This is a genomic window from Burkholderia sp. BCC0506, from assembly GCF_902833145.1.
Classification (GTDB): Bacteria; Pseudomonadota; Gammaproteobacteria; order Burkholderiales; family Burkholderiaceae; genus Burkholderia.
In genome coordinates, this window is record NZ_CADFEN010000006.1 from 21,949 (window position 1) to 46,314 (window position 24,366).

Below are 24,366 nucleotides of genomic sequence, written 5' to 3' on the forward strand. Positions count from 1 at the left end.
CGGTCGAAACGTCGAAACGGCCAGCTTAGCCGGTCAATCATGGCGGTCGCGTGACGCAGGCCGAATCGGGCGCGACTTGTGCGCGCCACGCGTCAGATGCGCGGCGCCGCGCCCGATACATAGCGGTTGCCGGGCACGCTCCACCGCCACGGCAGATCCTGGCCGACGCGAATGCCGATGCGCGGCCCGCCCGCCAGATCGATGGGCGGCGCCATCCCGTCGTCGACGATCGCGAACCCTTCGCGCGCACCGACCAGATCGACGCCATCCTGTGCGCCGCCGATCCCCATCGCCTGCGTCAGCCGCGCCGGGCCGCGGCACAGGTCGCGATCGCGCGTGCGCGGCGGCCGCGCCGCACGCATCCGTTCGAGCCCGTGCAGCGGCTCCAGCGCGCGGATCAGCACGCCCGTTCCCGCACCGTCCGGGCCGCACACGCAGTTGCAGCACCAGTGCATGCCGTATGTGAAATAAACATAGAGGTGCCCCGGCGGCCCGAACATCGTCGCGTTGCGCGGCGTCTTGCCGCGATAAGTATGCGCCGCCGGATCGAGCGCGCCCGCATACGCTTCCACTTCGACGATGCGGCCGGCCCGGCCGTCCGCTGCCGCGAGGATCTTGTTGAGCAGTTGCGGCGCGACTTCGGTGGCCATGCGGTTGAAGAAGGCGCGCGGCACGATGGCGCCCGGCCATGGAGCCGCCGTCCTACTGCGTCGCATCGTGCCTCTCCGTCGTCGCCGCGAGATGAAGCGCGCGATACGCATCGACGAGATCATCGAGCCCGAATGCGAGGTTCCTGCCGCTGGGGTTCGGCAGCACCCACACACGCGCATGCCGGATGCGTGACGGCTGCAGCCCCCACGTGACTTCGCGCTGCGCCGACAGCGCCGAATACGCCGCCTTGCCGAGAAATGCGACGAAACGCGGCGCATGCCGCGCGACCTTCTGCTCGAACCCGGCGGCCGCGGCTGCGAATTCCGCGCGCGACAGTTGATCGGCACGCGCGGTCGGCCGCTGCACCACGGTCGTCAGCCCGCACCCGTACCGAAGAATCGCGCGATCGTCTTGCGGCGAAAGTTCCGCCGGCGTGAAGCCCGCGAGATGGATCACGCGCCAGAAGCGGTTGTTTCTGCCCGCGAAGTGATGGCCGGTCGCGGCGGCGATCAGGCCGGGATTGATCCCGCAGAACAGGACGTCGAGATGGGGCGCGATGAGGTCGGGGAGTGCGTCAGCCACGTTTCATCCGGCGTGCGACCGGCAGGAACGACGTAAACGAAGCAAGGCCCGAAAACCCGGCCAAGCGACTGGCTTGACTCGGACATTCGGGCCCATCGGATGCGGGATGCCGACTGGCGATCAGAACGGGATATCGTCGTCCATCTCGTCGAAGCCGCCGCCCGCCGGTGCGCTCGGACGGCTCTGGCCGCCGCCGCTTGCACCGCCACGCGCCGCGCCGCCGGCACGGCCGCCGCCGCCACCGCCGCGCTCCATCTGCTCGCCGCGGCCGCCACCGCCACCGCCACCGTAGCCGCCGCCATAACCGCCTTCGTCACCGCCGCCACCGCCGCCGCCCGAACCGCCGCGGCCGCCGAGCATCTGCATCTGCTCGGCGACGATTTCGGTCGAGTAACGGTCCTGGCCGTCCTGCCCCTGCCACTTGCGCGTGCGGATGCGGCCTTCGATATAGACCGACGAACCCTTCTTCAGGTACTCGCTGACGATTTCCGCGAGACGGCCGAAGAACGCGACGCGATGCCACTCGGTCATTTCCTTGAACTCGCCGCTCGCCTTGTCCTTGTAGCGATCGGTCGTCGCGAGACGGATGTTCGCAACCGCGTCGCCGCTCGGCAGGTAACGGACTTCAGGATCGGCGCCGAGGTTGCCGACGAGGATGACCTTGTTGACGGATGCCATGTGTTTCTCCAGTAAATTCGATGCGGGGCCGCCCGCGACAGTCGTTGGAGCGGCCCGCCGGGCGAGCCGGCGAACGCCGCCGGCGCCTACCCGACAATCAGGTTCCGGCCTTGCGCGGCGGCGCTTTCATGCTGGCCGCGATTATAAGCCACGCGGCAACGAGCCCCGAACACGTATAAAAGACCGTGTTCGCGCCGCCGTGCTTGAGCAGCCAGCCGCCCACGATGCCGCCGAGCGCGAGCCCGATCGACTGCGTGGTGTTGTAGACGCCCGTGGCCGCGCCCTTGCGCGAACCGGGCGCGAGCTTCGACACGAGCGACGGCTGCGACGCTTCCAGGATGTTGAACCCGAGGAAGTACACGAACAGGATCGCCGCCACAATCAGGATGGTATGCGGTGCGCTGCCGAGCAACAATTGGCCGATCAGGATAGCCAGAATGCCGCCGAGCAGCACCGGCTTCATCTTGCCCCGTTTTTCCGCGACGATGATCGCCGGCACCATCATCACGAACGCGAGCCCCATCACCGGCAGGTAGACCTTCCAGTGCGCGGCGACCGGCAGCCCGCCGTCGACCAGCAGGCGCGGCACGACGAGGAACAGCGCCGTCTGCGTCGCGTGCAGCACCAGCACGCCGAAGTTCAGGCGCAGCAGCTCGACGTTGTGCAGCACCTCGGCGAACGGCGCCGGCACGTGCACGGGCTTCGCCGCATCGGGCACGATCCACAGCACGACGCCGATCGCGAGGATCGACAGCACGCCGACGATCGCGAACAGCCCGCTCATCCCGACCCAGTGGAACACGATCGGCGCGCCGACGATCGCGACCGCGAACGACACGCCGATCGAGCCGCCGACCATCGCCATCGCCTTCGTGCGGTTCTGCTCCGAGGTCAGGTCGGCGATGAACGCGAGCACCGCCGACGACACCGCCCCCATCCCCTGGATCACTCGACCGACGATGATCCACGTGATGTCGTGCGCGAACGCGGCGACGAAGCTGCCGAGCGCGAAGATCACGAGGCCCGCGGCGATCACCGGCTTGCGGCCGAACTTGTCGGACGCCCAGCCGTAGAAGATATAGAACAGCGACTGCGTGACGCCGTAGGCCCCGAGCGCGATCCCGACCAGCAGCACGTTGTCGCCGCCGGGAATGGTTTTCGCGTAGACCGAGAACACCGGCATGATCATGAACAGGCCGAGCATGCGCAGCGCGAAGATCGCCGCGAGCGACGTGGTCGCGCGCAGTTCGGGCGCAGTCATGCGGGAAGACGTGGCAGACGGATTGGACATCGGGAATGAATTTCGAATGATCGGAATGTCCGCCCGGCGGCGGGCGGCGGAAGATCAGGACCGGCGGCCTGGCGGCCTTTCGGGCGACACGTCGGGGCCGGATGCAGACGGCCTGCGGGCCGCCCGGAACCGTGCGGCGCGACCGCTTTTCCCGGCGCGGATGTCGCCTTGCTGCCACCTGCTGTAAAGGCTGGGGGCCGTAAACGACGGTCTCGAAAAGCCGTTATAGTAGCAGGTTTGGTTTCCCCCATTTTCGCCAGGTTCATGGAACAGATCCGTATCCGTGGGGCGCGCACCCACAACCTGAAAAACGTCAATCTCGACCTGCCGCGCCACAAGCTGGTCGTGATTACCGGGTTGTCGGGGTCGGGCAAGTCGTCGCTCGCGTTCGACACCCTTTATGCCGAAGGCCAGCGCCGCTACGTGGAAAGCCTGTCCGCGTACGCCCGCCAGTTCCTGCAGCTGATGGAGAAGCCCGACGTCGACCTGATCGAGGGGCTGTCGCCGGCGATCTCGATCGAGCAGAAGGCCACGTCCCACAACCCGCGTTCGACTGTCGGCACGGTCACGGAAATCCACGACTACCTGCGACTTTTGTACGCACGTGTCGGCACGCCGTACTGCCCCGACCACGACATCCCGCTCGAGGCGCAGAGCGTGTCGCAGATGGTCGACGCGGCGCTCGCGCTGCCCGAGGAAACCAAGCTGATGATCCTCGCGCCCGTCGTCGCGAACCGCAAGGGCGAGCATGCCGAGCTGTTCGAGGACATGCAGGCGCAGGGCTTCGTGCGTTTTCGCGTACGCTCGGGCGGCGGCGCCGCCAACGAAGGTGTCGCGAAGATCTACGAGGTCGAGTCGCTGCCGAAGCTCAAGAAGAACGACAAGCACACGATCGACGTCGTCGTCGATCGCCTGAAGGTGCGCCCGGACATGAAGCAGCGGCTCGCCGAATCGTTCGAGACGGCGCTGCGCCTCGCCGACGGCCGCGCGATCGCGCTCGAGATGGATACCGACCGCGAGCACCTGTTCAGCTCGAAATTCGCGTGCCCGATCTGCTCGTACTCGCTGCAGGAACTCGAGCCGCGCCTGTTCTCGTTCAACAACCCGATGGGCGCGTGCCCGGAATGCGACGGCCTCGGCCAGATCACGTTCTTCGACCCGAAGCGGGTCGTCGCGCACCCGTCGCTGTCGCTCGCCGCGGGCGCGGTGAAGGGCTGGGACCGCCGCAACCAGTTCTACTTCCAGATGCTGCAGAGCCTCGCGGCGTTCTACGAATTCGACATCGACGCCGCGTTCGAGGATCTGCCGGAAAAGATCCGCAAGGTGCTGCTGTTCGGCTCGGGCAAGCAGACGATCCCGTTCTCGTACATCAACGAGCGCGGCCGCACGACGATCCGCGAGCACGTGTTCGAAGGGATCATCCCGAACCTCGAACGCCGCTACCGCGAGACCGATTCGGTCGCGGTGCGCGAAGAGCTGTCGAAGTACCAGAACAACCAGCCGTGCCCGTCGTGCGACGGCACGCGCCTGCGCCGCGAGGCGCGCCACGTGAGGATCGGCACCGGCGACCACGCGCGCGGCATCTATGAAATCAGCGGCTGGCCGCTGCGCGACGCGCTCGGCTATTTCGACGGGCTCACGCTCGACGGCGCGAAGCGCGAGATCGCCGACAAGGTGATCAAGGAAATCGTCGCGCGGCTGACGTTCCTGAACAACGTCGGCCTCGACTACCTGTCGCTCGAGCGCAGCGCCGAGACCCTGTCGGGCGGCGAGGCGCAGCGCATCCGGCTCGCGTCGCAGATCGGCTCGGGGCTCACGGGCGTGATGTACGTGCTCGACGAGCCGTCGATCGGCCTGCACCAGCGCGACAACGACCGCCTGATCGCGACGCTCAAGCATCTGCGCGACCTCGGCAACTCGGTGATCGTCGTCGAGCACGACGAGGACATGATCCGCACGGCCGACTACGTCGTCGACATGGGCCCCGGCGCGGGCGAGCACGGCGGCGTCGTGGTCGCCGAAGGCACGCCGAAGCAGGTGCAGTCGAACCCGCAGTCGCTGACGGGCCAGTACCTCGTCGGCAAGCGCGTGATCGAGTATCCGGACGAGCGGCTCGCGCCCGATCCGGAGCGGATGCTGCGCATCGTCGACGCGCACGGCAACAACCTGAAGCACGTCGATCTCGATCTGCCGGTCGGCCTCCTGACCTGCATCACCGGCGTGTCGGGCTCCGGCAAGTCGACGCTGATCAACGACACGCTGTATCACGCGGTCGCGCGCCATCTGTACGGCTCGGCGGCCGAACCGGCGCCGCACGAGGCGATCGAGGGCCTCGAGCACTTCGACAAGGTGATCAACGTCGACCAGTCGCCGATCGGCCGCACGCCGCGCTCGAACCCGGCCACGTACACGGGCCTGTTCACGCCGATCCGCGAGCTGTTCTCGGGCGTACCGACCGCGAAGGAGCGCGGCTACGATCCGGGCCGCTTCTCGTTCAACGTGAAGGGCGGCCGCTGCGAATCGTGCCAGGGCGACGGCGTGCTGAAGGTCGAGATGCACTTTTTGCCGGACGTCTACGTGCCGTGCGACGTGTGCCACGGCAAGCGCTACAACCGCGAAACGCTCGAAGTGCAGTACAAGGGCAAGAACATCAGCGAAGTGCTCGACATGACGGTCGAGCACGCGTACGAGTTCTTCAGCGCGGTGCCGGTCATCGCGCGCAAGCTGAAGACGCTGCTCGACGTCGGCCTCGGCTACATCCGCCTCGGCCAGTCGGCCACGACGCTGTCGGGCGGCGAGGCGCAGCGCGTGAAGCTGTCGCTGGAGCTGTCGAAGCGCGACACCGGGCGCACGCTGTACATCCTCGACGAGCCGACCACCGGCCTGCACTTCCATGACATCGCGCTGCTGCTGGAAGTGATCCACCGGCTGCGCGACCAGGGCAACACGGTCGTGATCATCGAGCACAACCTCGACGTGATCAAGACGGCCGACTGGGTGATCGACCTCGGCCCCGAAGGCGGCGCCGGCGGCGGCCAGATCATCGCGCAGGGCACGCCCGAGCAGGTCGCCAAGACGAAGGCGAGTTTCACCGGCAAGTACCTCGCGCCGCTGCTCAAGCGCCCCACCCGCAAGGTCGCGGCCGGCTGACGCCCGTGCCGCCCGTGCCGCCCTGCCCGCGCGCGGCCGCCCGGCCGCGCGCCCCCTCGTTTTCCCTTCTGCGTTTACACCACGCGCCAAACGGCGCGTTTGCGGACCATAATGGCAGCTATACTTTACGGCCGTAAGGTTCGCGATCCGCACCAATCCGGTGCGGCGCCGGGCGACCGGCACGCTGCCGCGCGCTGCGCGGCACGACACAGGGACAACAGGAATCCACGATGGAGAAGCAACAGGAGTCGCGCGACACGCAGAATCGCGAGCCGCACCTGCGCAGCGTGCGGCTGACGAGCGACTTGAGCCTGCCGAAGCTGTCGGCGCTCGAGATCGGCAGCTATCTCTTCGCGCTCGTCATGATGTGGCTCGTCCTCGAGTTGCGGCTGCTCGGCGGGATGCTGGCCGGCCTGCTCGTCTACCAGCTGATCCATACGATCGCGCCCGTGATCGAGCGCCATACCACCAGCATGCGCGCGCGCTGGGTCGCCGTCGTGCTGTTGTCGATCGCGATCGTCGGCGGGCTCACCGGCCTGACGATCGGCATCATCGAGCATTTCGAGCACACGGTGCCGAACCTGCAGACCCTGCTCGGCCAGCTGATGCAGATCGTCGAGCAGACCCGCGCCCGTACGCCCGCCTGGATCGCCAACCTGCTGCCCGTCGACGTCGAACAGATGAAGACGAAGGCGGCCGTGCTGATGCACGCGCACATGGACCAGCTCCAGCAAAGCGGCAAGAGCGTCGCGCGCGGCTTCGGCCACGTGCTGTTCGGGATGATCATCGGCGCGATGATCGCGATCGGCGTCGAGCAGGGCAAGGTGCGCCGGCCGCTGTCGACCGCGCTCGTCACGCGCGTGTCGCGCTTCGCCGACGCGTTCCGCCGCATCGTGTTCGCGCAGATCAAGATCTCGGCGATCAATGCGGCATTCACCGGCATCTACCTGCTCGTCGCGCTGCCGATCTTCCACCAGCGGCTGCCGCTGTCGAAAACGCTCGTGCTCGTCACGTTCATCGTCGGCCTGCTGCCCGTGATCGGCAACCTGATCTCCAACACGCTGATCGTCGCGGTGTCGCTGTCGGTCAGCATGGGCACCGCGATCGCGTCGCTCGCGTTCCTCATCGTCATCCACAAGCTCGAATACTTCCTGAACGCGAAGATCATCGGCGGCCAGATCGAGTCGCGCGCGTGGGAGCTGCTGCTCGCGATGCTGATCATGGAAGCCGCGTTCGGGCTGCCCGGCGTGATCGCCGCACCGATCTTCTATGCGTACCTGAAACGCGAGCTGTACCTGCTGCGGCTGATCTGAAGCCGCCCGCTCGCCAACGGCAACGAAAAACGCCGCGTCCCGTGAAGGGCGCGGCGTTTTTCGTTTGCAGAGCCGGCTGCGAGGGCCCGCGGATCAGCGGAACACGACCGTCTTCGTCCCGTTCAGCACGATCCGGTGCTCGACGTGCCACTTCACCGCGCGCGCGAGCGTCACGCACTCGACGTCGCGGCCGATCGCGGTCAGCTGGTCGGGCGTCATGCTGTGGTCGACGCGCTCGACTTCCTGCTCGATGATCGGGCCTTCGTCGAGATCGGTCGTCACGTAGTGCGCGGTCGCGCCGATCAGCTTCACGCCGCGGTCGAACGCCTGGTAGTAAGGCTTCGCGCCCTTGAAGCTCGGCAGGAACGAATGGTGGATGTTGATCGCGCGCCCGGCGAGCTGCTCGCACATGTTCGGCGACAGAATCTGCATGTAGCGCGCGAGCACGACCAGATCGGCCTGGTGCTCGTCGATCACTTCCAGCACGCGCGCTTCCTGCGCGGCCTTCGCGGCATCGGACGAGCCGCCGACGAGCGGGAAGTGATGGAACGGAATGTTGTAGCTCGCGGCGAGCTGGTAGAACTCCTTGTGGTTCGACACGATCGCCGGAATCTCGATCGGCAGCTGGCCGGTGCGATAGCGGAACAGTAGGTCGTTCAGGCAGTGGCCGATCTTCGACACCATGATCACGACGCGCGGCTTCACGGCCGCATCGTGCAGCTCCCAGCGCATCGAGAACTGTTCGGCGAGCGGCGCGAATTCCTTGCGAAGCGTGTCGAGCGCCGAGGCGGCATCCACGCCGCCGCCGTCCTGCTCGAAGTGCACGCGCATGAAGAACTCGCCGGTGCGGCTGTCGCCGAACTGCGCGGAATCGAGGATGTTGTTGCTGCGCTCGAACAGGAAGCCCGAGACCGCGTGGACGATGCCGTGCCGGTCGGGGCACGACAGTTTCAAGATAAAGCTGTGATCGGTCGGCATGACCGCTACTCCCATTGTTTCCGTATTCGTCAAATTGCGCGTTCGCGCCGCGCGGCGCGCGTCATGCGGCCGGCACGAACAGCGCGTCGATGCCGGCCGCGTCGGCCGCCGGAATCCAGCGGTGGCGCAGCAGCGTGTCGAGCGTCGCGAGGCTCGCATCCATCGTCGCGCGGCCCTCGCGCAGCCAGCCGATCACCTCGGGCACGCCGGCCAGCAGGTGCTCGGCCACTTCGCCGTCCTGGTTGCGCGGCGCGAAGTCGTGCGGCAGCGGCAGGTCGTACACGAAGATCAGTTCGGACTGCGTGCCTTCCGGCAGCGAATTCAGCACCTGCACCGCCCGGCCCGCGATCGCGCGCGCCGCCAGGTCGGCCGGAATGCCGGCTTCTTCCCAGCATTCCTTCGCGAGCGTCTCGTGAACGCCCAGCCCCCAGCCGATACCGCCCGCGACGACGTTGTCGAGCATGCCGGGGTCGGTGGCCTTGGTCGCGCTGCGGCGGCCGAGCCACATCTTCGGCGCGGCCGCGGCGCCCGGCTCGCCCGGCGTAGCCGCATATTCTACGATGCCGTTCACGTGCACCGCATAGGTCTGCGTGCCGAAGAAGCGCGACGCGGCGCGCTCGATGTACGCGAGCGGCGGATCGTCGAAGCGGTTGCGGATCGCGTAGATCTCGTCGCGCCACCCCGGAATCGCGCCTTCGGCCGCGAGCGCGCCGATCGCGCTGGCGAGCGCCATGCTGCGCGCATCGACCGAATCGTAGCGCGCCGACAGCACGACGCGCTCGCCGGTCAGCTCGAACACGTCGGGCCAGCGCGCGAGCTTCGCGACGTCCTGGCGGCGCACCCAGCCGACCGACTGGCCGGCGATCTCGAAGCGCAGGTGCGCGGCCGGATCGAAGCGGCGCGCGGCCGCGATGCAGGGAAACGTCATCGCGCTCAGTCCTTCAGCGCGACGCGGATGCCGATCGCGATGAACGTCGCGCCGGCGATCCGGTCGAGCCACACGCCGGCCTTCGGGCGGCGCTTCAGCCACGCGCCGATCATGCCCGCGCCGATGCCGAACAGCGAGAAGACCGCAGCCGTCTGCAGCATGAACAGCGCGCCGAGCTCGAACATCTGCAGCGTCACGCCCTGCGCGCCGTGCGGATCGACGAACTGCGGCAGGAACACGACGAAGAACAGCGTGACCTTCGGGTTCATCAGGTTGCCGATCACGCTCTGCCGGAAAATCGTGCCGAGCGGCTGCGGCGGGCGCGCATGCGCATTCGCGAGGCCCTGGCTGCGCAGCGCCTTGATGCCGATCCACACGAGGTACGCGGCGCCCGCGAGCTTCAGGATCTGGAACGCGAGCGGCGACGAACGCAGCACGGCCGCGACGCCGAGCGCCGCGAGCGTCGTGTGGAACAGGATCCCCGCCGTGAAGCCGAGCGCGGCGACGAAGCCGGCCGCGCGGCCCTGCGAGATCCCGCGTGCGAGCACCTGCAGGTTGTCGGGCCCCGGCGCGAACGTGATCGCGATCGACGTGGCGAGAAACAGCATGAAGTTGGGCATCGTGACCTCGCTGCGGAAGGTGACCTCGGGTGAACCACGGCAAGCCGGAGCGGCGAACTTCGCCGGACCGGCATTCAGTGGCCGGAGAATTCGGTAACGGTATAGACCGGCAGTCCGGCGTCGCGCAACAGCGTCGAGCCGCCGAGATCGGGCAGGTCGATGATCGCCGCGCCTTCGACGACCTCCGCGCCGAGCCGCTGCAGCAGGTTGCGCCCCGCCATCATCGTGCCGCCGGTCGCGATCAGGTCGTCCATGATGATCACGCGATCGCCGGGCTTGCACGCATCTTCGTGGATCTCGACCGTCGCGCTGCCGTATTCGAGTTCGTACGATTCCGAACGCGTCTTGTACGGCAGCTTGCCGACCTTGCGGATCGGCACGAAGCCGACGCTCAGCTCGTACGCGACGATCGGCGCGATGATGAAGCCGCGCGCGTCGAGGCCCGCGACGTAGTCGAGCTTCGCGTCGACATAGCGTTCGACGAACAGGTCGACGAGGATGCGCAGCGCCTTCGGGCTCTGCAGCAGCGTCGTGATGTCGCGGAACTGCACGCCCGGCTGCGGCCAGTCGGGCACCGTGCGGATCTGGCTGTGGATGAAGGCGACCGGATCGAGCGGTGCGCCCGGCGACGAATGCGGCATGAAACTCTCCGAAAAAAACGGTGCGCGAAGATCGGGCACCGTTTCTGATCAATACGGGTCAGGTCGTGAATCGCGGCTTACGCAGCCGCGGCCGGCGGATCGCGCCGATGGCGCGACAACCGCTCCTCCGCGAGCGCGAGCGCCTCGGGCAGCCCGCGCAGCACCACGATGTCGCTCGCGCGCAGCTTGGTCTGCGGATCGGGCTCGACGCCGCGGATGCCGTGCCGGCGGATCGCCGTGACTTCCAGCCCGAGCGCGTACAGCCCGAGCTCTTCCAGCGACCGCCCGACCGCGTCCGCGCGCGCATCGACCGGCACCGATTGTAGCCGCACCTGCTCGTGATCGTCGTCGTCCGCGTCGTCCGCGCCGCGGAAATAGCCGCGCAGCAGGCTGTAGCGCTCGTCGCGCATCTCCTCGACGCGCCGCACGACCTTGCGCATCGGCACGCCGACCAGCACCAGCGTGTGCGACGCGAGCATCAGGCTGCCTTCGACGATCTCCGGAATCACCTCGGTCGCGCCGGCCGCGAGCAGCTTCTCGAGATCGGCATCGTCGACGGTGCGCACGATCGCGGGCAGCGTCGGTTCGAGCTCGTGCACGTGATGCAGTACGCGCAGCGCGGACGGCGTGTTCGCGTAGGTGATCGCGACGGCCGCCGCGCGGTGGATACCGGCCGCGAGCAGCGACTCGCGGCGCGCCGCGTCGCCGAACACGACCGATTCGCCGGCTGTCGCCGCCGCGCTCACGCGATCGGGGTCGAGGTCGAGCGCGACGTACGAAATGCCTTCCTGCTCGAGCATGCGCGCGAGGTTCTGGCCCGCGCGGCCGTAGCCGCAGATGATCACGTGGCCGCGCTGCTTGAGGCTTTGCGTCGCGATGCGCGTCATCTGCAGCGACTGCTGCATCCATTCGGTCGACGACAGCCGCATCACGATGCGGTCGGCGTTCTGGATCAGGAACGGCGCGGCGAGCATCGACAGCAGCATCGACGCGAGAATCGCCTGCAGCAGCGTCGAATCCACCAGATGCCGGTCGAGGATCAGGTTCAGCAGCACGAAGCCGAATTCGCCGGCCTGCGCGAGGCCGATGCCGGTGCGCATCGCGACACCCGGCGTCGCGCCGAACAGCCGCGCGAGCCCGGCGATCATCGTCGCCTTGAACAGGATCTGGCCGACGAAGAAGCCGAGCACGATCAGCGGATGCTCCCAGATCACGCGCGGATCGAGCAGCATCCCCGTCGTCACGAAGAACAGGCCGAGCAGCACGTCGCGAAACGGCTTGATGTCCTCCTCCACCTGATGGCGGAACGGCGTCTCGGAAATGAGCATCCCCGCGATGAACGCGCCGAGCGCGAGCGACAGGCCGAAGCGGTCGGTGATGAACGCGGCGCCGAGCGTGACGAGCAGCAGGTTCAGCACGAACAGCTCCTGCGAGCGGCGCCGCGCGACCACGTTGAGCCAGCGCGTCATGAAGCGCTGGCCGATCACGAGCAGCAGCGCGAGCGCGATCACGATCTTGAGCGCCGCGAAGCCGAGCGTGAGCGCGAGATCCTTCGACGATTCGGCGCCGAACGCGGCGATCACGATCAGGAGCGGCACGACCGCGAGATCCTGGAACAGCAGCACGCCGAAGATGTTGCGGCCGTGCTCGGTCTCGATCTCGAGCCGCTCGGCGAGCATCTTCGACACGATCGCCGTCGACGACATCGCGAGCGCGCCGCCGAGCGCGATGCTGCCCTGCCACGTGATGTGCACCCAGTGCTCGAACAGCGCGCCGAGCACGAGCGCGAGCACGAGGGTCGCGACGACCTGCAGCAGGCCGAGCCCGAACACGAGCCGCTGCATCGCCCTCAGCTTCGCGAGCGAGAATTCCAGACCGATCGAAAACATCAGGAACACCACGCCGAACTCCGCGAGGTGCTCGGCCCGCTCGAGATCCGCCGCGACGCCGAATGCGTGCGGGCCGACCAGGATGCCGACGGTCAGATAGCCGAGCATCGGCGGCAGGTTCAACGAGCGGAATACGACGACGCCCACCACCGAGGCCAGCAGCAGCAGCAGGGTCATTTCGAGCGGGGAAATCACGGGCGAAGCGTCCTCGTTCGTCGGGGCCACGGCAATGCGGGCGCGGGTGGTGGCGGTGGACAGGCTACCTCGGACGAGTCCGAAGGCCCGGCGCGGCGAACAAACGCCTTTGCTATACTCCGCGCATGATAGCGAAAATCAATGATGATCGGGCGCTCGCGCTCGCCCGCGACGTGCTCGACATCGAGGCGGACGCCGTGCGCGCGCTGCGCGACCAGCTCGACGGCGGCTTCGTCCAGGCCGTGGCGCTGCTGCTCGGCTGCCGCGGCCGCGTCGTGGTATCCGGGATCGGCAAATCGGGGCATATCGCCCGCAAGATCGCGGCCACGCTGGCCAGCACCGGTACGCCGGCCTTCTTCGTCCACCCGGCCGAGGCGAGCCACGGCGACCTCGGGATGGTCACCTCCGACGACGTCTTCATCGGCATCTCCTATTCCGGCGAATCGGAAGAGCTCGTCGCGATCCTGCCGCTCGTGAAGCGGATCGGCGCGAAGCTGATCGCGATCACGGGCCGTGCGGGGTCGAGCCTCGGCACGCTCGCCGACGTGAACCTGAACGCCGCGGTCTCGAAGGAAGCGTGCCCGCTGAACCTCGCGCCCACCGCGAGCACGACCGCCGCGCTCGCGCTCGGCGACGCGCTCGCCGTCGCCGTGCTCGACGCGCGCGGCTTCGGCTCGGAGGATTTCGCACGCTCGCATCCGGGCGGCGCGCTCGGCCGGCGCCTGCTCACCTACGTGCGCGACGTGATGCGCTCGGGCGACGACGTCCCGTCCGTCGGGCTGAACGCGACGCTGTCGGACGCCCTGTTCCAGATCACCGCGAAACGCCTCGGCATGACGGCCGTGGTCGACGCGGAAGGCAAGGTCGCCGGCATCTTCACGGACGGCGACCTGCGCCGCGTGCTCGCCCGCGACGGCGACTTCCGCACGCTGCCGATCACCGAAGTGATGACGCGCAACCCGCGCACGATCGCGCCGGATCATCTGGCGGTCGAGGCCGTGGAACTGATGGAGCGCCACCGGATCAACCAGATGCTGGTCGTCGATGCCGAAGGTGCGCTGATCGGCGCGCTGAACATGCACGACCTGTTCTCGAAGAAGGTGATCTGATGAGCGCAGCGCTGACAGCAGCCGAACGCGCGAGCCGCGTGAAGCTGATGATTTTCGACGTCGACGGCGTGCTGACCGACGGCGGCCTGTTGTTTACCGCGGCCGGCGACGCGATGAAGTCGTTCAATTCGCTCGACGGCCACGGCGTGAAGCTGCTCGGTGAAGCCGGCATCGCGACCGCGATCATCACGGGCCGCCGCTCGGACATCGTCGCGGCGCGCGCGAAGGAAATGAAGATCGCGCACCTGTTCCAGGGCGTCGAGAACAAGCTCACCGTGTTCGCCGACCTGATCGCGTCGCTCGGCCTGACGGCCGACGCCTGCGGCTACATGGGCGACGACTGGCCCGACCTGCCGGTGATGCTGCGCTGCGGTTTCGCGACCGCGCCGGCCAATGCGCACCCCGAGGTGATCGCCCGCGCGCACTGGGTGGCCGAGGCCCGCGGCGGCCACGGCGCCGTGCGCGAAGTGTGCGACGCGATCCTGCGCGCGCAGCGCCGCTACGACGCGCTGCTCGCCGCCGCCTGCGGAGCCTGACCGATGAGCCCGCATTTCCGCTGGACCCAGTTGCTGCCGCTCGTCGCGGTCGCCGCGCTCGCGGGCGTCACCTGGTGGCTGCTGCAGGCCACGCTGCCGCCGACCGGCGAGGGCGCCGCGCAGCCGAAGCGCCACACGCCCGACTATTTCGCGGACAACTTCTCGGTCACCGAGCTCGACCAGACGGGCACGACCCAGTACCGGCTGACGGCCGCGAAGCTGGTCCATTACGAAGACACCGAAAGCAGCGACCTGACCGATCCGGCCATGCGCGCGTTCCAGCCCGGCAAGCCGGTCGTGACGACCACCGCGAAGCGCGGCACCGTCAACGGCGACGTGTCGATCGTCGATTTGTACGACGATGCGCGCATCCTGCGCGCCGCCGGCGGCGGCGACCCGCAGATGCAGGCCGATTCCCAGCATTTCCGGATCTTCGTCAATGACGATGTGATCCAGACCGAAAAGCCGGTTAAACTTCAGCGCGGCCTGTCGCTCGTCAACGCGACCGACGGCATGAAGTACAACAACGTCACCCGGGTCATCGAGCTTTACGGCAACGTGCGCGGCACGATCGCCGCGGCGGACACGTCCGGCGGCTCGAAAGGTCAACCCAAGTGACGCATCCCTCACGTGACTGCATGAACGAACCGTTCCCTCGACAGATTTCCGGCGGCGCTGCGCGCGCCGTCCGCGCCGCGCTCGCCGCGACGCTCGTGGCGCTCCCGCTCATCGGGCTGGCGCCGCTCGCCCATGCCGAGAAGGCCGACCAGAACAAGCCGATCAACGTCGAGGCCGACAACCTGACCTATGACGACCTGAAGCAGGTCACGGTCGCGACCGGCAACGTCGTGATCACGAAGGGCACGATCATCATCAAGGGCGATCGCGTCGAAGTGCGCCAGGACCCGGAAGGCTACCAGTACGCGACGTCGTTCGGCAGCGGCAAGAAGCACGCGACGTTCCGCCAGAAGCGCGAAGGCCTCGACGAATACATCGACGGCGACGCCGAGCGCATCGACTACGACGGCAAGCAGGACCTGACCACGCTGACCACCGCCGCGACCGTGCGCCGCCTGCAGGGCACGTCGACGGTCGCCGATACCGTGCACGGCAGCGTGATCACGTACGACGGCCAGCGCGACTTCTACACCGCGAAGGGCGGCAAGGACGTCGCGGCGCCGGGCAACCCGAACGGCCGCGTGCGCGCGATGCTGTCGCCGAAGAACGGCGGCCCCGCGCCGCTGAACGGGGCGCCGGCCAAGCTGTCGCCGTCGACCACGATCCAGGGGGCGCCGGGCCAATGAACGCGCTCCCGAACCGCCAGCCGGCCGGCACGACGAGCTCGCTCGTCGTGCGCAACCTGAAGAAGCGCTACGGCTCGCGCACGGTCGTCAAGGACGTGTCGCTCGACGTGAAGAGCGGCGAAGTCGTCGGCCTGCTCGGCCCGAACGGCGCCGGCAAAACCACGTCGTTCTACATGATCGTCGGGCTCGTGCCGACGGACGCGGGCGAAATCTCGCTGAACGGCAGCTCGATCAGCCTGCTGCCGATCCACAAGCGCGCGTCGCTCGGCCTGTCGTACCTGCCGCAGGAAGCATCCGTGTTCCGCAAGCTGACCGTCGAGGAGAACATCCGCGCGGTGCTCGAGCTGCAACACGGCGAAGACGGCAAGCGGCTGTCGAAGGACGCGATCTCGTCGCGCACCGAAGCGCTGCTCGACGAGCTGCAGATCGGCCACCTGCGCGAGAACCCCGCGCTGTCGCTGTCGGGCGGCGAACGGCGCCGCGTCGAAATCGCGCGCGCGCTCGCGACCAACCCGAGCTTCATCCTGCTCGACGAGCCGTTCGCCGGCGTCGATCCGATCGCGGTGCTCGAGATCCAGAAGATCGTCAAGTTCCTGAAACAGCGCAACATCGGCGTGCTGATCACGGACCACAACGTCCGCGAAACGCTCGGCATCTGCGACCACGCGTACATCATCAGCGACGGTTCGGTACTGGCCGCCGGCGCGCCGAGCGAAATCATCGAAAACGAAAGCGTGCGCCGCGTGTACCTCGGCGAACACTTCCGCATGTAACGTCCTTCTCGTGGCTGGCTGCACCCCGCCCGGCACCGCCGCGCGGGGCTGCGCCCGCTTTGCATCCACGCCCGCGGCGATGCCCGCGGCCGGGCGGCGCGCCGCGCGTAATCGCGGATGGCTCAACGCGCCTGGGTCGTGGCAAACTGCCGGTATGACTCCCTCCTTGCCATGAAAGCCAGCCTTCAACTCCGCCTGTCGCAACATCTGGCGCTGACGCCGCAGCTGCAGCAGTCGATCCGGCTCCTGCAGTTGTCGACGCTCGAACTGCAGCAGGAAGTCGCGATGGCCGTCGCGCAAAACCCGCTGCTCGAGAACGACGACGAATGGATCGCGAGCCCGCTGCGTGTCGCGGCGGACGGATCGCTGATCGCGCAGACGCCGCCCGCCTCGAACACCGAACCCGCCGTGACCAACGGCGCCAGCACGTCCGGCGATCGCGCGGAGCGCGACGAGCCGGCCGGCGCCGACGAATACGACGGTTACGGGTCCGGCGACGGCAACGACGGCCCGCAGTGGAACCTCGACGAATACGGCCGCTCGAGCGGCGCGTCCGACGACGACGACCTGCCGCCGCTGCAGGTGCAGGAAGCCGCGACGTCGCTGCGCGACCACCTGTCCGCGCAGTTGCGCGTCACGCAGGCCGGCCCGCGCGATCGCGCGCTCGTGATGTTCCTGATCGAATCGCTCGACGACGACGGCTACCTGACCGCCACGCTCGACGAAGTGCTCGCCGACCTGCCGCCCGAGCTGGAAATCGACTGCGACGAACTGAACGCGGCGCTCGCGCTGCTGCACAGCTTCGACCCGCCCGGCGTCGGCGCGCGCTCGGCGTCCGAATGCCTGAAGCTGCAGTTGCTGCGCCTCGATCCGTCCCCGACACGCACGCTCGCGCTCGAGATCGTGTCGCAGCATCTCGAACTGCTCGCCGCACGCGACTTCACTCGGTTGCGCAAGCACCTGAAGGCGACCGACGACGCCCTGCGCGACGCGCACGCGCTGATCCGCTCGCTGGAGCCGTTCCCCGGCGCCGCATACGGCAAGGCCGAGGCCGACTACGTCGTGCCCGACATCATCGTGAAGAAGGTCGGCCAGGGCTGGCTCGCGGAGCTCAATCCGGAGGTCGTGCCGCGCCTGCGGATCAACAACCTGTACGCGAACATCCTGCGCAACAGCCGCGGCGATCCGTCGGCCGGATCGCTGAAACAGCAGCTCCAGGAAGCGCGCTGGCTGATCAAGAACATCCAGCAGCGTTTCGACACGATCCTGCGTGTCGCGCAGGCTATTGTCGAGCGTCAGAAGAATTTCTTCGCGCACGGTGAAATTGCCATGCGCCCCTTGGTTTTGCGGGAAATAGCTGATACGCTGGGCCTACACGAGTCGACTGTCAGCCGTGTGACAACCGGGAAGTACATGCTGACCCCGTTCGGGACCCTTGAATTTAAGTACTTCTTCGGATCTCACGTCTCGACCGACACCGGTGGCGCCGCCTCGTCGACCGCCATCCGAGCCCTCATCAAGCAACTGATAGGAGCTGAAGACCCAAAATCGCCACTTTCGGACAGCCGCATTGCCGAGCTGCTGGCAGAACAGGGTTTCGTGGTCGCGCGCCGCACGGTTGCGAAATATCGCGAAGCCCTCAAGATCCCGGCAGTGAATCTGCGCAAGTCTCTTTAAGCCTGCTGCCTGCCCGGCGGCAGGCGTGTCCCGACCACCGCGCACACGGGGAACAGGCCGGGCGACCTGTCCGCGATACGCCGCCTCGTGCGGCACGGGCAAGCCGACCGGAGCGCCGCCTCGATGCGGCCGGGTGGTCACTCGCTTGGAGAAGCACTATGAACCTGAAGATCAGTGGACATCATCTCGAAGTCACGCCTGCGATTCGCGAATACGTGATCACCAAGCTGGACCGGGTGCTACGGCATAGCGATCAGGTGATCGATGGCACTGTGATCCTCTCGGTCGACAACCACAAGGAAAAGGACAAGCAGCAGCGCGCGGAAATCAATCTGCACCTGAAGGGCAAGGACATCTTCGTCGAAAGCGCGAACGGCAACCTGTATGCCGCGATCGATCTGCTGATCGACAAGCTGGATCGCCAGGTCGTCAAGCACATGGAGCGCCTGCAAACGCACGCGCACGACCCGATCAAGCTTCAGCCGTCGATCGACCAGATCGAGCTGCCGCCGCAATAACCGTCACCGCAACACGCACGCCGCCCGGTTCGCCGGGCGTTTTTTTTGCCACTCCGAGCGCAGGTGCAACCGGCCCGTCCGTGCTGCGCCACGCACGCGGCTGTGCTCTATAATGTTCCGGTTATCGCCGGGGGGGCGCTGGATGCGGTAGCTGCGTTGCAGGTTGCCGATGCCACATGCCTTGATATCGCCGAACATGGAAAATCAGTCCGCCGCCGCAAGGAGACCCCAGGCCGCCCAATCGCCTGCCAACATGAATCGCCTAGCCAAAATCCTGCCCATAGAGAACGTCGTCATCGACCTCTCGGTCACCAGCAAGAAACGCGTCTTCGAACAAGCCGGGCTGATGTTCGAGAATCAGAACGGCATCGGCCGCAGCACCGTCACGGACAACCTGTTCGCGCGCGAGCGCCTCGGTTCGACCGGGCTCGGCGAAGGGGTCGCGATTCCGCACGGCCGCATCAAGGGCCTCAAGCACCCGCTCGCCGCGTTCGTCCGCCTCGCCGACGCGATCCCGTTCGAAGCGCCCGACGGCCAGCCGGTCAGCCTCCTGATCTTCCTGCTCGTGCCCGAGCAAGCCACCCAGCAGCACCTCGAGATCCTGTCGGAAATCGCGCAACTGCTGTCCGATCGCGACGCACGCGAGCGTCTGCACAACGAAACGGATATCGCCGAGTTGCATCGCCTGCTCACTCAGTGGCAACCTTGAGTTGTTCCGGGCGGAATATTTCCCCGTACGAGGCGGCCCATGCCGCCGTCCAGGGCCGCCCGGCGCCGGCCCGGCATGGCGACGTCCGTCGCCGCGCGCCCGCACCGGCCCATTGGAGTGACGAGAGTCATGGATACGTCCAGCATCAACGCCCAGAGCATCTTCGACGACAACGCAGCCACGCTGAAACTGAGCTGGCTGACGGGGCATGAAGGCTGGGAACGCGGCTTTTCGGCCGACACGGTCGGCAACGCAACGTCGAGCGCCGACCTCGTCGGCCACCTGAACCTGATCCACCCGAACCGGATCCAGGTGCTCGGCGAAGCCGAAATCGACTACTACCAGCGCCAGACCGACGAAGACCGCTCGCGCCACATGGCCGAGCTGATCGCGCTCGAGCCGCCGTTCCTCGTCGTCGCCGGCGGCGCCGCGGCGCCGCCCGAACTCGTCCTGCGCTGCACGCGCTCGTCCACCCCGCTGTTCACGACGCCGATGTCGGCCGCCGCGGTGATCGACAGCCTGCGGCTCTACATGTCGCGCATCCTCGCGCCGCGCGCGACGCTGCACGGCGTGTTCCTCGACATCCTCGGGATGGGCGTGCTGCTGACCGGCGATTCGGGCCTCGGCAAGAGCGAACTCGGCCTCGAGCTGATCAGCCGCGGCCACGGCCTCGTCGCCGACGACGCGGTCGATTTCGTCCGTCTTGGCCCCGATTTCGTCGAAGGCCGCTGCCCGCCGCTGCTGCAGAACCTGCTCGAAGTGCGCGGCCTCGGCCTGCTCGACATCAAGACGATCTTCGGTGAAACCGCCGTGCGCCGGAAGATGAAGCTGAAGCTGATCGTCCAGCTCGTGCGGCGCCCCGACGGCGAATTCCAGCGCCTGCCGCTCGAAAGCCAGACCGTCGACGTGCTCGGCTTGCCGATCAGCAAGGTCACGATCCAGGTCGCGGCCGGCCGCAACCTCGCGGTGCTCGTCGAGGCGGCCGTCCGGAACACGATCCTGCAGTTGCGCGGAATCGACACGTTGCGCGATTTCATGGATCGGCAACGACTCGCGATGCAAGATCCCGACAGTCAGTTCCCCGGCAAACTGGTGTAACCCGCACGCGCCGGCCACGCAACGCCGACGCGTCGAGCCGGTGCTATGATGAAACGTCAGGATTCTCTGTTCCCATGCGCATCGTCCTCATCACCGGCATCTCCGGCTCAGGCAAGTCCGTCGCGCTGAACGCGCTCGAAGACGCAGGCTATTACTGCGTCGACAACCTGCCGCCGCACGTGCTTCCCGAACTCGCCCGCTACCTCGCGCAGGACGGCCAGCGCCGGCTCGCGGTCGCGATCGACGCGCGCTCGAGCGCGTCGCTCGATGAAATGCCCGGCCTGATCCGCGAGCTGTCCCGCGAGCACGACGTGCGCGTGCTGTTCCTGAATGCAAGCACCCAGGCGCTGATCCAGCGCTTCTCCGAAACGCGCCGCCGCCATCCGCTGTCCGGCTCGATGTCGCACGATGCCGACGTCGGCCTGCTGTCGTCGCTCGAGGAAGCGATCGAGCGCGAGCGCGAGCTCGTCGCGCCGCTCGCGGAATTCGGCCACCAGATCGACACCAGCACGCTGCGCGCGAATGCGCTGCGCACGTGGGTCAAGCGCTTCATCGAGCAGAAGAGCAACGACCTGATGGTGATGTTCGAATCGTTCGGCTTCAAGCGCGGCGTGCCGCTCGACGCCGATCTGATGTTCGACGTGCGCGCGCTGCCGAATCCGTACTACGACCACGTGTTGCGCCCGCTCACCGGGCTCGACCAGCCGGTCATCGCCTTTCTCGACGCACTGCCGATCGTCCATCAGATGATCGACGACATCCATGCGTTCCTGATGAAATGGCTGCCGCACTTCCGCGACGACAACCGCAGCTACCTGACCGTCGCCATCGGCTGCACGGGCGGCCAGCATCGCTCGGTGTTCATCGCGGAAACGCTCGCCGCGCGCCTGGCGCGCGAGGCGAACGTGATCGTGCGGCATCGTGACGCGCCAGTGGATGTCGACGCGTCGTCGCGGCTCGTCTCCGAGGTCGACCGACCCTAGCGACACCGCCCCCCACGCCCGCGCGCCATGTCCTCCCTATCGACCACCCTGATCGACCTGCCGCTGTTTCCGCTGCACACGGTGCTGTTTCCAGGAGGCCTGCTCCCGCTCAAGGTGTTCGAGGCGCGCTATCTCGACATGTCGCGTGCCTGCCTGCGCGACGACGCACCGTTCGGCGTGTGCCTGCTCAAGAGCGGGCCCGAAGTCGCGCAGGACGGCGCGGTATCGGTGCCCGAAACCATCGGCTGCATGGCGCGCATCACCGAGTGCGATACCGGCGAATTCGGGATGCTGTATCTGCAGGCGGTCGGCACGCAGCGCTTCGAACTGCTGTCGTATCGCGTCGAAAGCAACGGATTGCTGGTCGGCATCGCGGAGCCGCTGCCCGACGACATCCCGCTCGAAGGCGAACAGGCGCTCGCGCAGTTCGGCTCGTGCGCCGAGGTGCTCGAGCGCATCATCGACGCGCTGAAGAAGTCCGATCCGGAGAAAATGCCGTTCGGCGAACCGTTCCGCCTCGACGATCCGAGCTGGGTATCGAATCGTCTCGCGGAACTGCTGCCGCTCGACCTGCGCGCGCGGCAGAAGCTGATGGAGTTTCCGGACGTCGGCGCGCGCATCGACGCCGTACACCACGTGCTCGACCGGCACGGCTGGTTGTAACGCCCGCGCCCGATCCGCCGCGCATCACGCGTCGCGCCCGCCCGAAGGCCTTTCCTGCGCGCGGTGCCGGCATCTTCCCGAACGCGGCCCGCCGCCGCGCCCTTCTCCGTTCGTTACAGCAGCGGCCCGCTCAGCGCATCGAGCAGCTTGCGCACGGGCGCCGGCACGCCGTACGCGTCGAGCCGGCTCAGCGGCACCCATGCGGTATCCGCGTCCCGCGCCTGCGACGGCAGGCCGCCGCCGTCCGCCAGATCGCTCAGCCGCGGTTCGATCTCGAGCCGGAAATGCGTGAACGTATGCGTGAGCGGCGCGAGCGGCACCGTGCCGCCGCCGCCGAAGCCGCGTGCGAGCGCCGCGAGCGCGGCATCGCCGTCCGCTTGCGGCAGGCTCCAGAGTCCGCCCCAGATGCCGGTCGGCGGCCGTCGCTCGAGCAGCACGGCGTCGCCGTCGCGCAGCACGAGCATCCAGGTCTTGCGCGTCGGCACGGCCTTCTTCGGCCGCGCGGCCGGCAGTTCACGCTGGCGGCCGGTCGATTGCGCGACGCAGTCGCCCGCGAACGGGCAACGCGCGCAGTCGGGCTTGCCGCGCACGCACAGCGTCGCGCCCAGATCCATCAGCCCCTGCGTATACGCGCTCACGTCGGCCGCGTTCGCGGCGTCGGGCAACAGCGATTCGGCGAGCGCCCACATGTCGTTCTCCACACGCTTTTCGCCCGGAAACCCTTCGACGCCGAATACCCGCGCGAGCACGCGCTTCACGTTGCCGTCGAGGATCGTCGCGCGCGCACCGTACGCAAACGACGCGATCGCGGCGGCCGTCGAGCGGCCGATGCCGGGCAGTTCGGCCAGCGCGTCGGGCGTCGCCGGAAACGCGCCGCCATGCTCGGCGACGACCACCTGCGCGCAGCGGTGCAGGTTGCGTGCGCGCGAGTAGTAGCCGAGCCCCGCCCACAACGCCATCACGTCGTCGCTGGGCGCGGCCGCGAGCGCGGCGACGTCGGGATAGCGCTCGAGAAAGCGCGTGTAATACGGAATGACGGTCGAGACCTGCGTCTGCTGCAGCATGATTTCCGACAGCCAGATCCGGTACGGATCGCGGGTGTTCTGCCACGGCAGGTCATGGCGGCCATGCTCGCGCTGCCACGCGACGAGACGCGTGGCGAACGTGCGGTGCAGCGGCGTGACGGGGAACGGAGCGGGGGCGATGCGGGGCGGCTTCAAGTTATCGAATCGTGGAAATGGGTTTCAACGCTGGCACGTCGGGCAGAAATAGGTCGACCGCTGGCCCTGCACGATCTGTCGGATCGGCGTGCCGCATACGCGGCACGGCTGGCCCGCGCGATCGTAGACGAAGCAGTCGAGCTGGAAATAGCCGCTTTCGCCGTTGCTGCCGACGAAATCGCGCAACGTGCTGCCGCCGCGCTCGATCGCGTCGGCGAGCGTCGCGCGCACCGCATCGGCCAGCCGCTCGTAACGCGGCAGCGAAACCTTGCCGGCGGCCGTCGTCGGCCGGATGCCGGCGCGAAAGAGACTTTCCGACGCATAGATGTTGCCGACGCCGACGACCATGTCGCCCGCGAGCAGCGCCTGCTTCACCGACACCGTGCGGCCGCGCGTGCGCGCATGCAGCAACGCGCCGGTGAATGCCGGCGAAAACGGCTCGACGCCGAGGCTCGCGAGGAGCGGATGCGCATGCACGTCACCCGCTTCGCGCGGGTGCCACAGCACGGCGCCGAAGCGGCGCGGATCGCGGAAGCGCAGCACGAATTCGTCGAAGATCCAGTCGATGTGATCGTGCTTCGCGGCAACGGGCACGCCGGCTGCGGGCAGCACGCGCAGCGTGCCCGTCATCCCGAGATGGACGATGAACCAGCCGGCATCGACTTCGAACAGCAGGTATTTGCCGCGGCGCTCGACGGCGAGCACCTCGCGCGCGCGCAACTGCTCGGCGAGCCCCGCCGGCACGGGCCAGCGCAGCATCGCGGTACGGACGTCGACACGCTCGACGCGGCGGCCCGCGACAAAGGGCTCGATGCCCCGGCGCGTGACTTCGACTTCTGGCAACTCTGGCATGTTTGGCG

General features: G+C 67.7%; 24 protein-coding genes. 13 read left to right on the forward strand and 11 right to left on the reverse strand.

The window, feature by feature from the left end:
* Positions 1 to 92 precede the first annotated feature (92 nt).
* From HWX62_RS15140 to HWX62_RS15155, 4 genes are all read right to left on the reverse strand, one after another.
* A complete protein-coding gene (locus HWX62_RS15140; protein WP_175928166.1) occupies positions 93 to 716 on the reverse strand; it encodes a DNA-3-methyladenine glycosylase in 624 nt (207 codons plus the stop codon).
* The gene (gene mug / locus HWX62_RS15145; protein ID WP_175927828.1) at positions 703 to 1,233 is read right to left on the reverse strand and encodes a G/U mismatch-specific DNA glycosylase; all 531 of its coding nucleotides are present in this window, start codon (positions 1,231 to 1,233) and stop codon (positions 703 to 705) included. Before mug ends, HWX62_RS15140 begins: the two co-directional genes overlap by 14 nt.
* A 120-nt stretch (positions 1,234 to 1,353) precedes the next feature.
* Positions 1,354 to 1,911, reverse strand: coding sequence for a single-stranded DNA-binding protein (locus HWX62_RS15150; RefSeq protein WP_175985171.1), 558 nt, complete (start codon positions 1,909 to 1,911; stop codon positions 1,354 to 1,356).
* A 97-nt stretch (positions 1,912 to 2,008) separates the two neighbouring features.
* Positions 2,009 to 3,202, reverse strand: coding sequence for an MFS transporter (locus HWX62_RS15155; RefSeq protein WP_175927830.1), 1,194 nt, complete (start codon positions 3,200 to 3,202; stop codon positions 2,009 to 2,011).
* 264 nt (positions 3,203 to 3,466) lie between these two features.
* Here HWX62_RS15155 and uvrA point away from each other — a divergent pair, with 264 nt between their 5' ends.
* The gene (uvrA, locus tag HWX62_RS15160; protein WP_175927831.1) at positions 3,467 to 6,352 is read left to right on the forward strand and encodes an excinuclease ABC subunit UvrA; all 2,886 of its coding nucleotides are present in this window, start codon (positions 3,467 to 3,469) and stop codon (positions 6,350 to 6,352) included.
* A 230-nt stretch (positions 6,353 to 6,582) separates the two neighbouring features.
* Positions 6,583 to 7,665 (forward strand): hypothetical protein, encoded by a 1,083-nt coding sequence (locus tag HWX62_RS15165; protein ID WP_175927832.1) that lies wholly within the window; start codon positions 6,583 to 6,585, stop codon positions 7,663 to 7,665.
* A gap of 93 nt (positions 7,666 to 7,758) precedes the next feature.
* On the opposite strand, the gene purU is transcribed toward HWX62_RS15165, so the two are convergent.
* The 5 genes from purU to HWX62_RS15190 all read right to left on the reverse strand — a co-directional run bounded on the left by purU (position 7,759) and on the right by HWX62_RS15190 (position 12,916).
* A complete protein-coding gene (gene purU, locus HWX62_RS15170; protein ID WP_059506669.1) occupies positions 7,759 to 8,643 on the reverse strand; it encodes a formyltetrahydrofolate deformylase in 885 nt (294 codons plus the stop codon).
* Between the two features lie 61 nt (positions 8,644 to 8,704).
* Complete coding sequence (locus tag HWX62_RS15175) at positions 8,705 to 9,571, reverse strand: DUF4743 domain-containing protein (protein ID WP_175927833.1); 867 nt, start codon at positions 9,569 to 9,571, stop codon at positions 8,705 to 8,707.
* A 5-nt stretch (positions 9,572 to 9,576) separates the two neighbouring features.
* Positions 9,577 to 10,191: a LysE family translocator gene (locus tag HWX62_RS15180; RefSeq protein ID WP_175927834.1), complete on the reverse strand. Its 615-nt coding sequence runs from the start codon at positions 10,189 to 10,191 to the stop codon at positions 9,577 to 9,579.
* A gap of 74 nt (positions 10,192 to 10,265) precedes the next feature.
* Complete coding sequence (locus tag HWX62_RS15185; protein ID WP_175927835.1) at positions 10,266 to 10,832, reverse strand: adenine phosphoribosyltransferase; 567 nt, start codon at positions 10,830 to 10,832, stop codon at positions 10,266 to 10,268.
* 77 nt (positions 10,833 to 10,909) lie between these two features.
* The gene (locus tag HWX62_RS15190) at positions 10,910 to 12,916 is read right to left on the reverse strand and encodes a monovalent cation:proton antiporter family protein (RefSeq protein WP_175927836.1); all 2,007 of its coding nucleotides are present in this window, start codon (positions 12,914 to 12,916) and stop codon (positions 10,910 to 10,912) included.
* Between the two features lie 125 nt (positions 12,917 to 13,041).
* Here HWX62_RS15190 and kdsD point away from each other — a divergent pair, with 125 nt between their 5' ends.
* The 11 genes from kdsD to HWX62_RS15245 all read left to right on the forward strand — a co-directional run bounded on the left by kdsD (position 13,042) and on the right by HWX62_RS15245 (position 22,286).
* On the forward strand, positions 13,042 to 14,025 hold the full coding sequence (gene kdsD / locus HWX62_RS15195; RefSeq protein ID WP_175927837.1) for an arabinose 5-phosphate isomerase KdsD: 984 nt from the start codon (positions 13,042 to 13,044) through the stop codon (positions 14,023 to 14,025).
* Complete coding sequence (locus HWX62_RS15200) at positions 14,025 to 14,561, forward strand: HAD family hydrolase (protein ID WP_006483148.1); 537 nt, start codon at positions 14,025 to 14,027, stop codon at positions 14,559 to 14,561. The genes kdsD and HWX62_RS15200 overlap by 1 nt, the downstream gene beginning before the upstream one ends.
* 3 nt (positions 14,562 to 14,564) lie before the next feature.
* Positions 14,565 to 15,179, forward strand: coding sequence for an LPS export ABC transporter periplasmic protein LptC (gene lptC, locus HWX62_RS15205; protein WP_175927838.1), 615 nt, complete (start codon positions 14,565 to 14,567; stop codon positions 15,177 to 15,179).
* Between the two features lie 20 nt (positions 15,180 to 15,199).
* A complete protein-coding gene (gene lptA, locus HWX62_RS15210) occupies positions 15,200 to 15,865 on the forward strand; it encodes a lipopolysaccharide transport periplasmic protein LptA (RefSeq protein WP_060353631.1) in 666 nt (221 codons plus the stop codon).
* Entirely contained in the window at positions 15,862 to 16,638 is a 777-nt protein-coding gene (gene lptB, locus HWX62_RS15215) for an LPS export ABC transporter ATP-binding protein (protein ID WP_006477788.1), read from the forward strand. Before lptA ends, lptB begins: the two co-directional genes overlap by 4 nt.
* Positions 16,639 to 16,809: 171 nt before the next feature.
* The gene (locus HWX62_RS15220) at positions 16,810 to 18,315 is read left to right on the forward strand and encodes an RNA polymerase factor sigma-54 (RefSeq protein WP_175927839.1); all 1,506 of its coding nucleotides are present in this window, start codon (positions 16,810 to 16,812) and stop codon (positions 18,313 to 18,315) included.
* 158 nt (positions 18,316 to 18,473) lie between these two features.
* Positions 18,474 to 18,833, forward strand: coding sequence for a ribosome-associated translation inhibitor RaiA (raiA, locus tag HWX62_RS15225; protein ID WP_006477786.1), 360 nt, complete (start codon positions 18,474 to 18,476; stop codon positions 18,831 to 18,833).
* Between the two features lie 169 nt (positions 18,834 to 19,002).
* Positions 19,003 to 19,542, forward strand: coding sequence for a PTS sugar transporter subunit IIA (locus tag HWX62_RS15230; RefSeq protein WP_059575687.1), 540 nt, complete (start codon positions 19,003 to 19,005; stop codon positions 19,540 to 19,542).
* A gap of 129 nt (positions 19,543 to 19,671) precedes the next feature.
* The gene (hprK, locus tag HWX62_RS15235) at positions 19,672 to 20,640 is read left to right on the forward strand and encodes an HPr(Ser) kinase/phosphatase (protein WP_006483133.1); all 969 of its coding nucleotides are present in this window, start codon (positions 19,672 to 19,674) and stop codon (positions 20,638 to 20,640) included.
* A gap of 74 nt (positions 20,641 to 20,714) precedes the next feature.
* Positions 20,715 to 21,623 (forward strand): RNase adapter RapZ, encoded by a 909-nt coding sequence (rapZ, locus tag HWX62_RS15240; protein WP_175927840.1) that lies wholly within the window; start codon positions 20,715 to 20,717, stop codon positions 21,621 to 21,623.
* A 27-nt stretch (positions 21,624 to 21,650) separates the two neighbouring features.
* Complete coding sequence (locus HWX62_RS15245; RefSeq protein WP_034208417.1) at positions 21,651 to 22,286, forward strand: LON peptidase substrate-binding domain-containing protein; 636 nt, start codon at positions 21,651 to 21,653, stop codon at positions 22,284 to 22,286.
* Between the two features lie 113 nt (positions 22,287 to 22,399).
* Here HWX62_RS15245 and mutY read toward each other — a convergent pair whose 3' ends face one another.
* Together mutY and mutM are read right to left on the reverse strand one after the other, a co-directional pair.
* Entirely contained in the window at positions 22,400 to 23,506 is a 1,107-nt protein-coding gene (mutY, locus tag HWX62_RS15250) for an A/G-specific adenine glycosylase (RefSeq protein WP_175927841.1), read from the reverse strand.
* Positions 23,507 to 23,530: 24 nt separating this feature from the next.
* Positions 23,531 to 24,358, reverse strand: a complete 828-nt coding sequence (mutM, locus tag HWX62_RS15255; protein ID WP_048246970.1) for a bifunctional DNA-formamidopyrimidine glycosylase/DNA-(apurinic or apyrimidinic site) lyase — start codon at positions 24,356 to 24,358, stop codon at positions 23,531 to 23,533.
* Positions 24,359 to 24,366 lie beyond the last annotated feature (8 nt).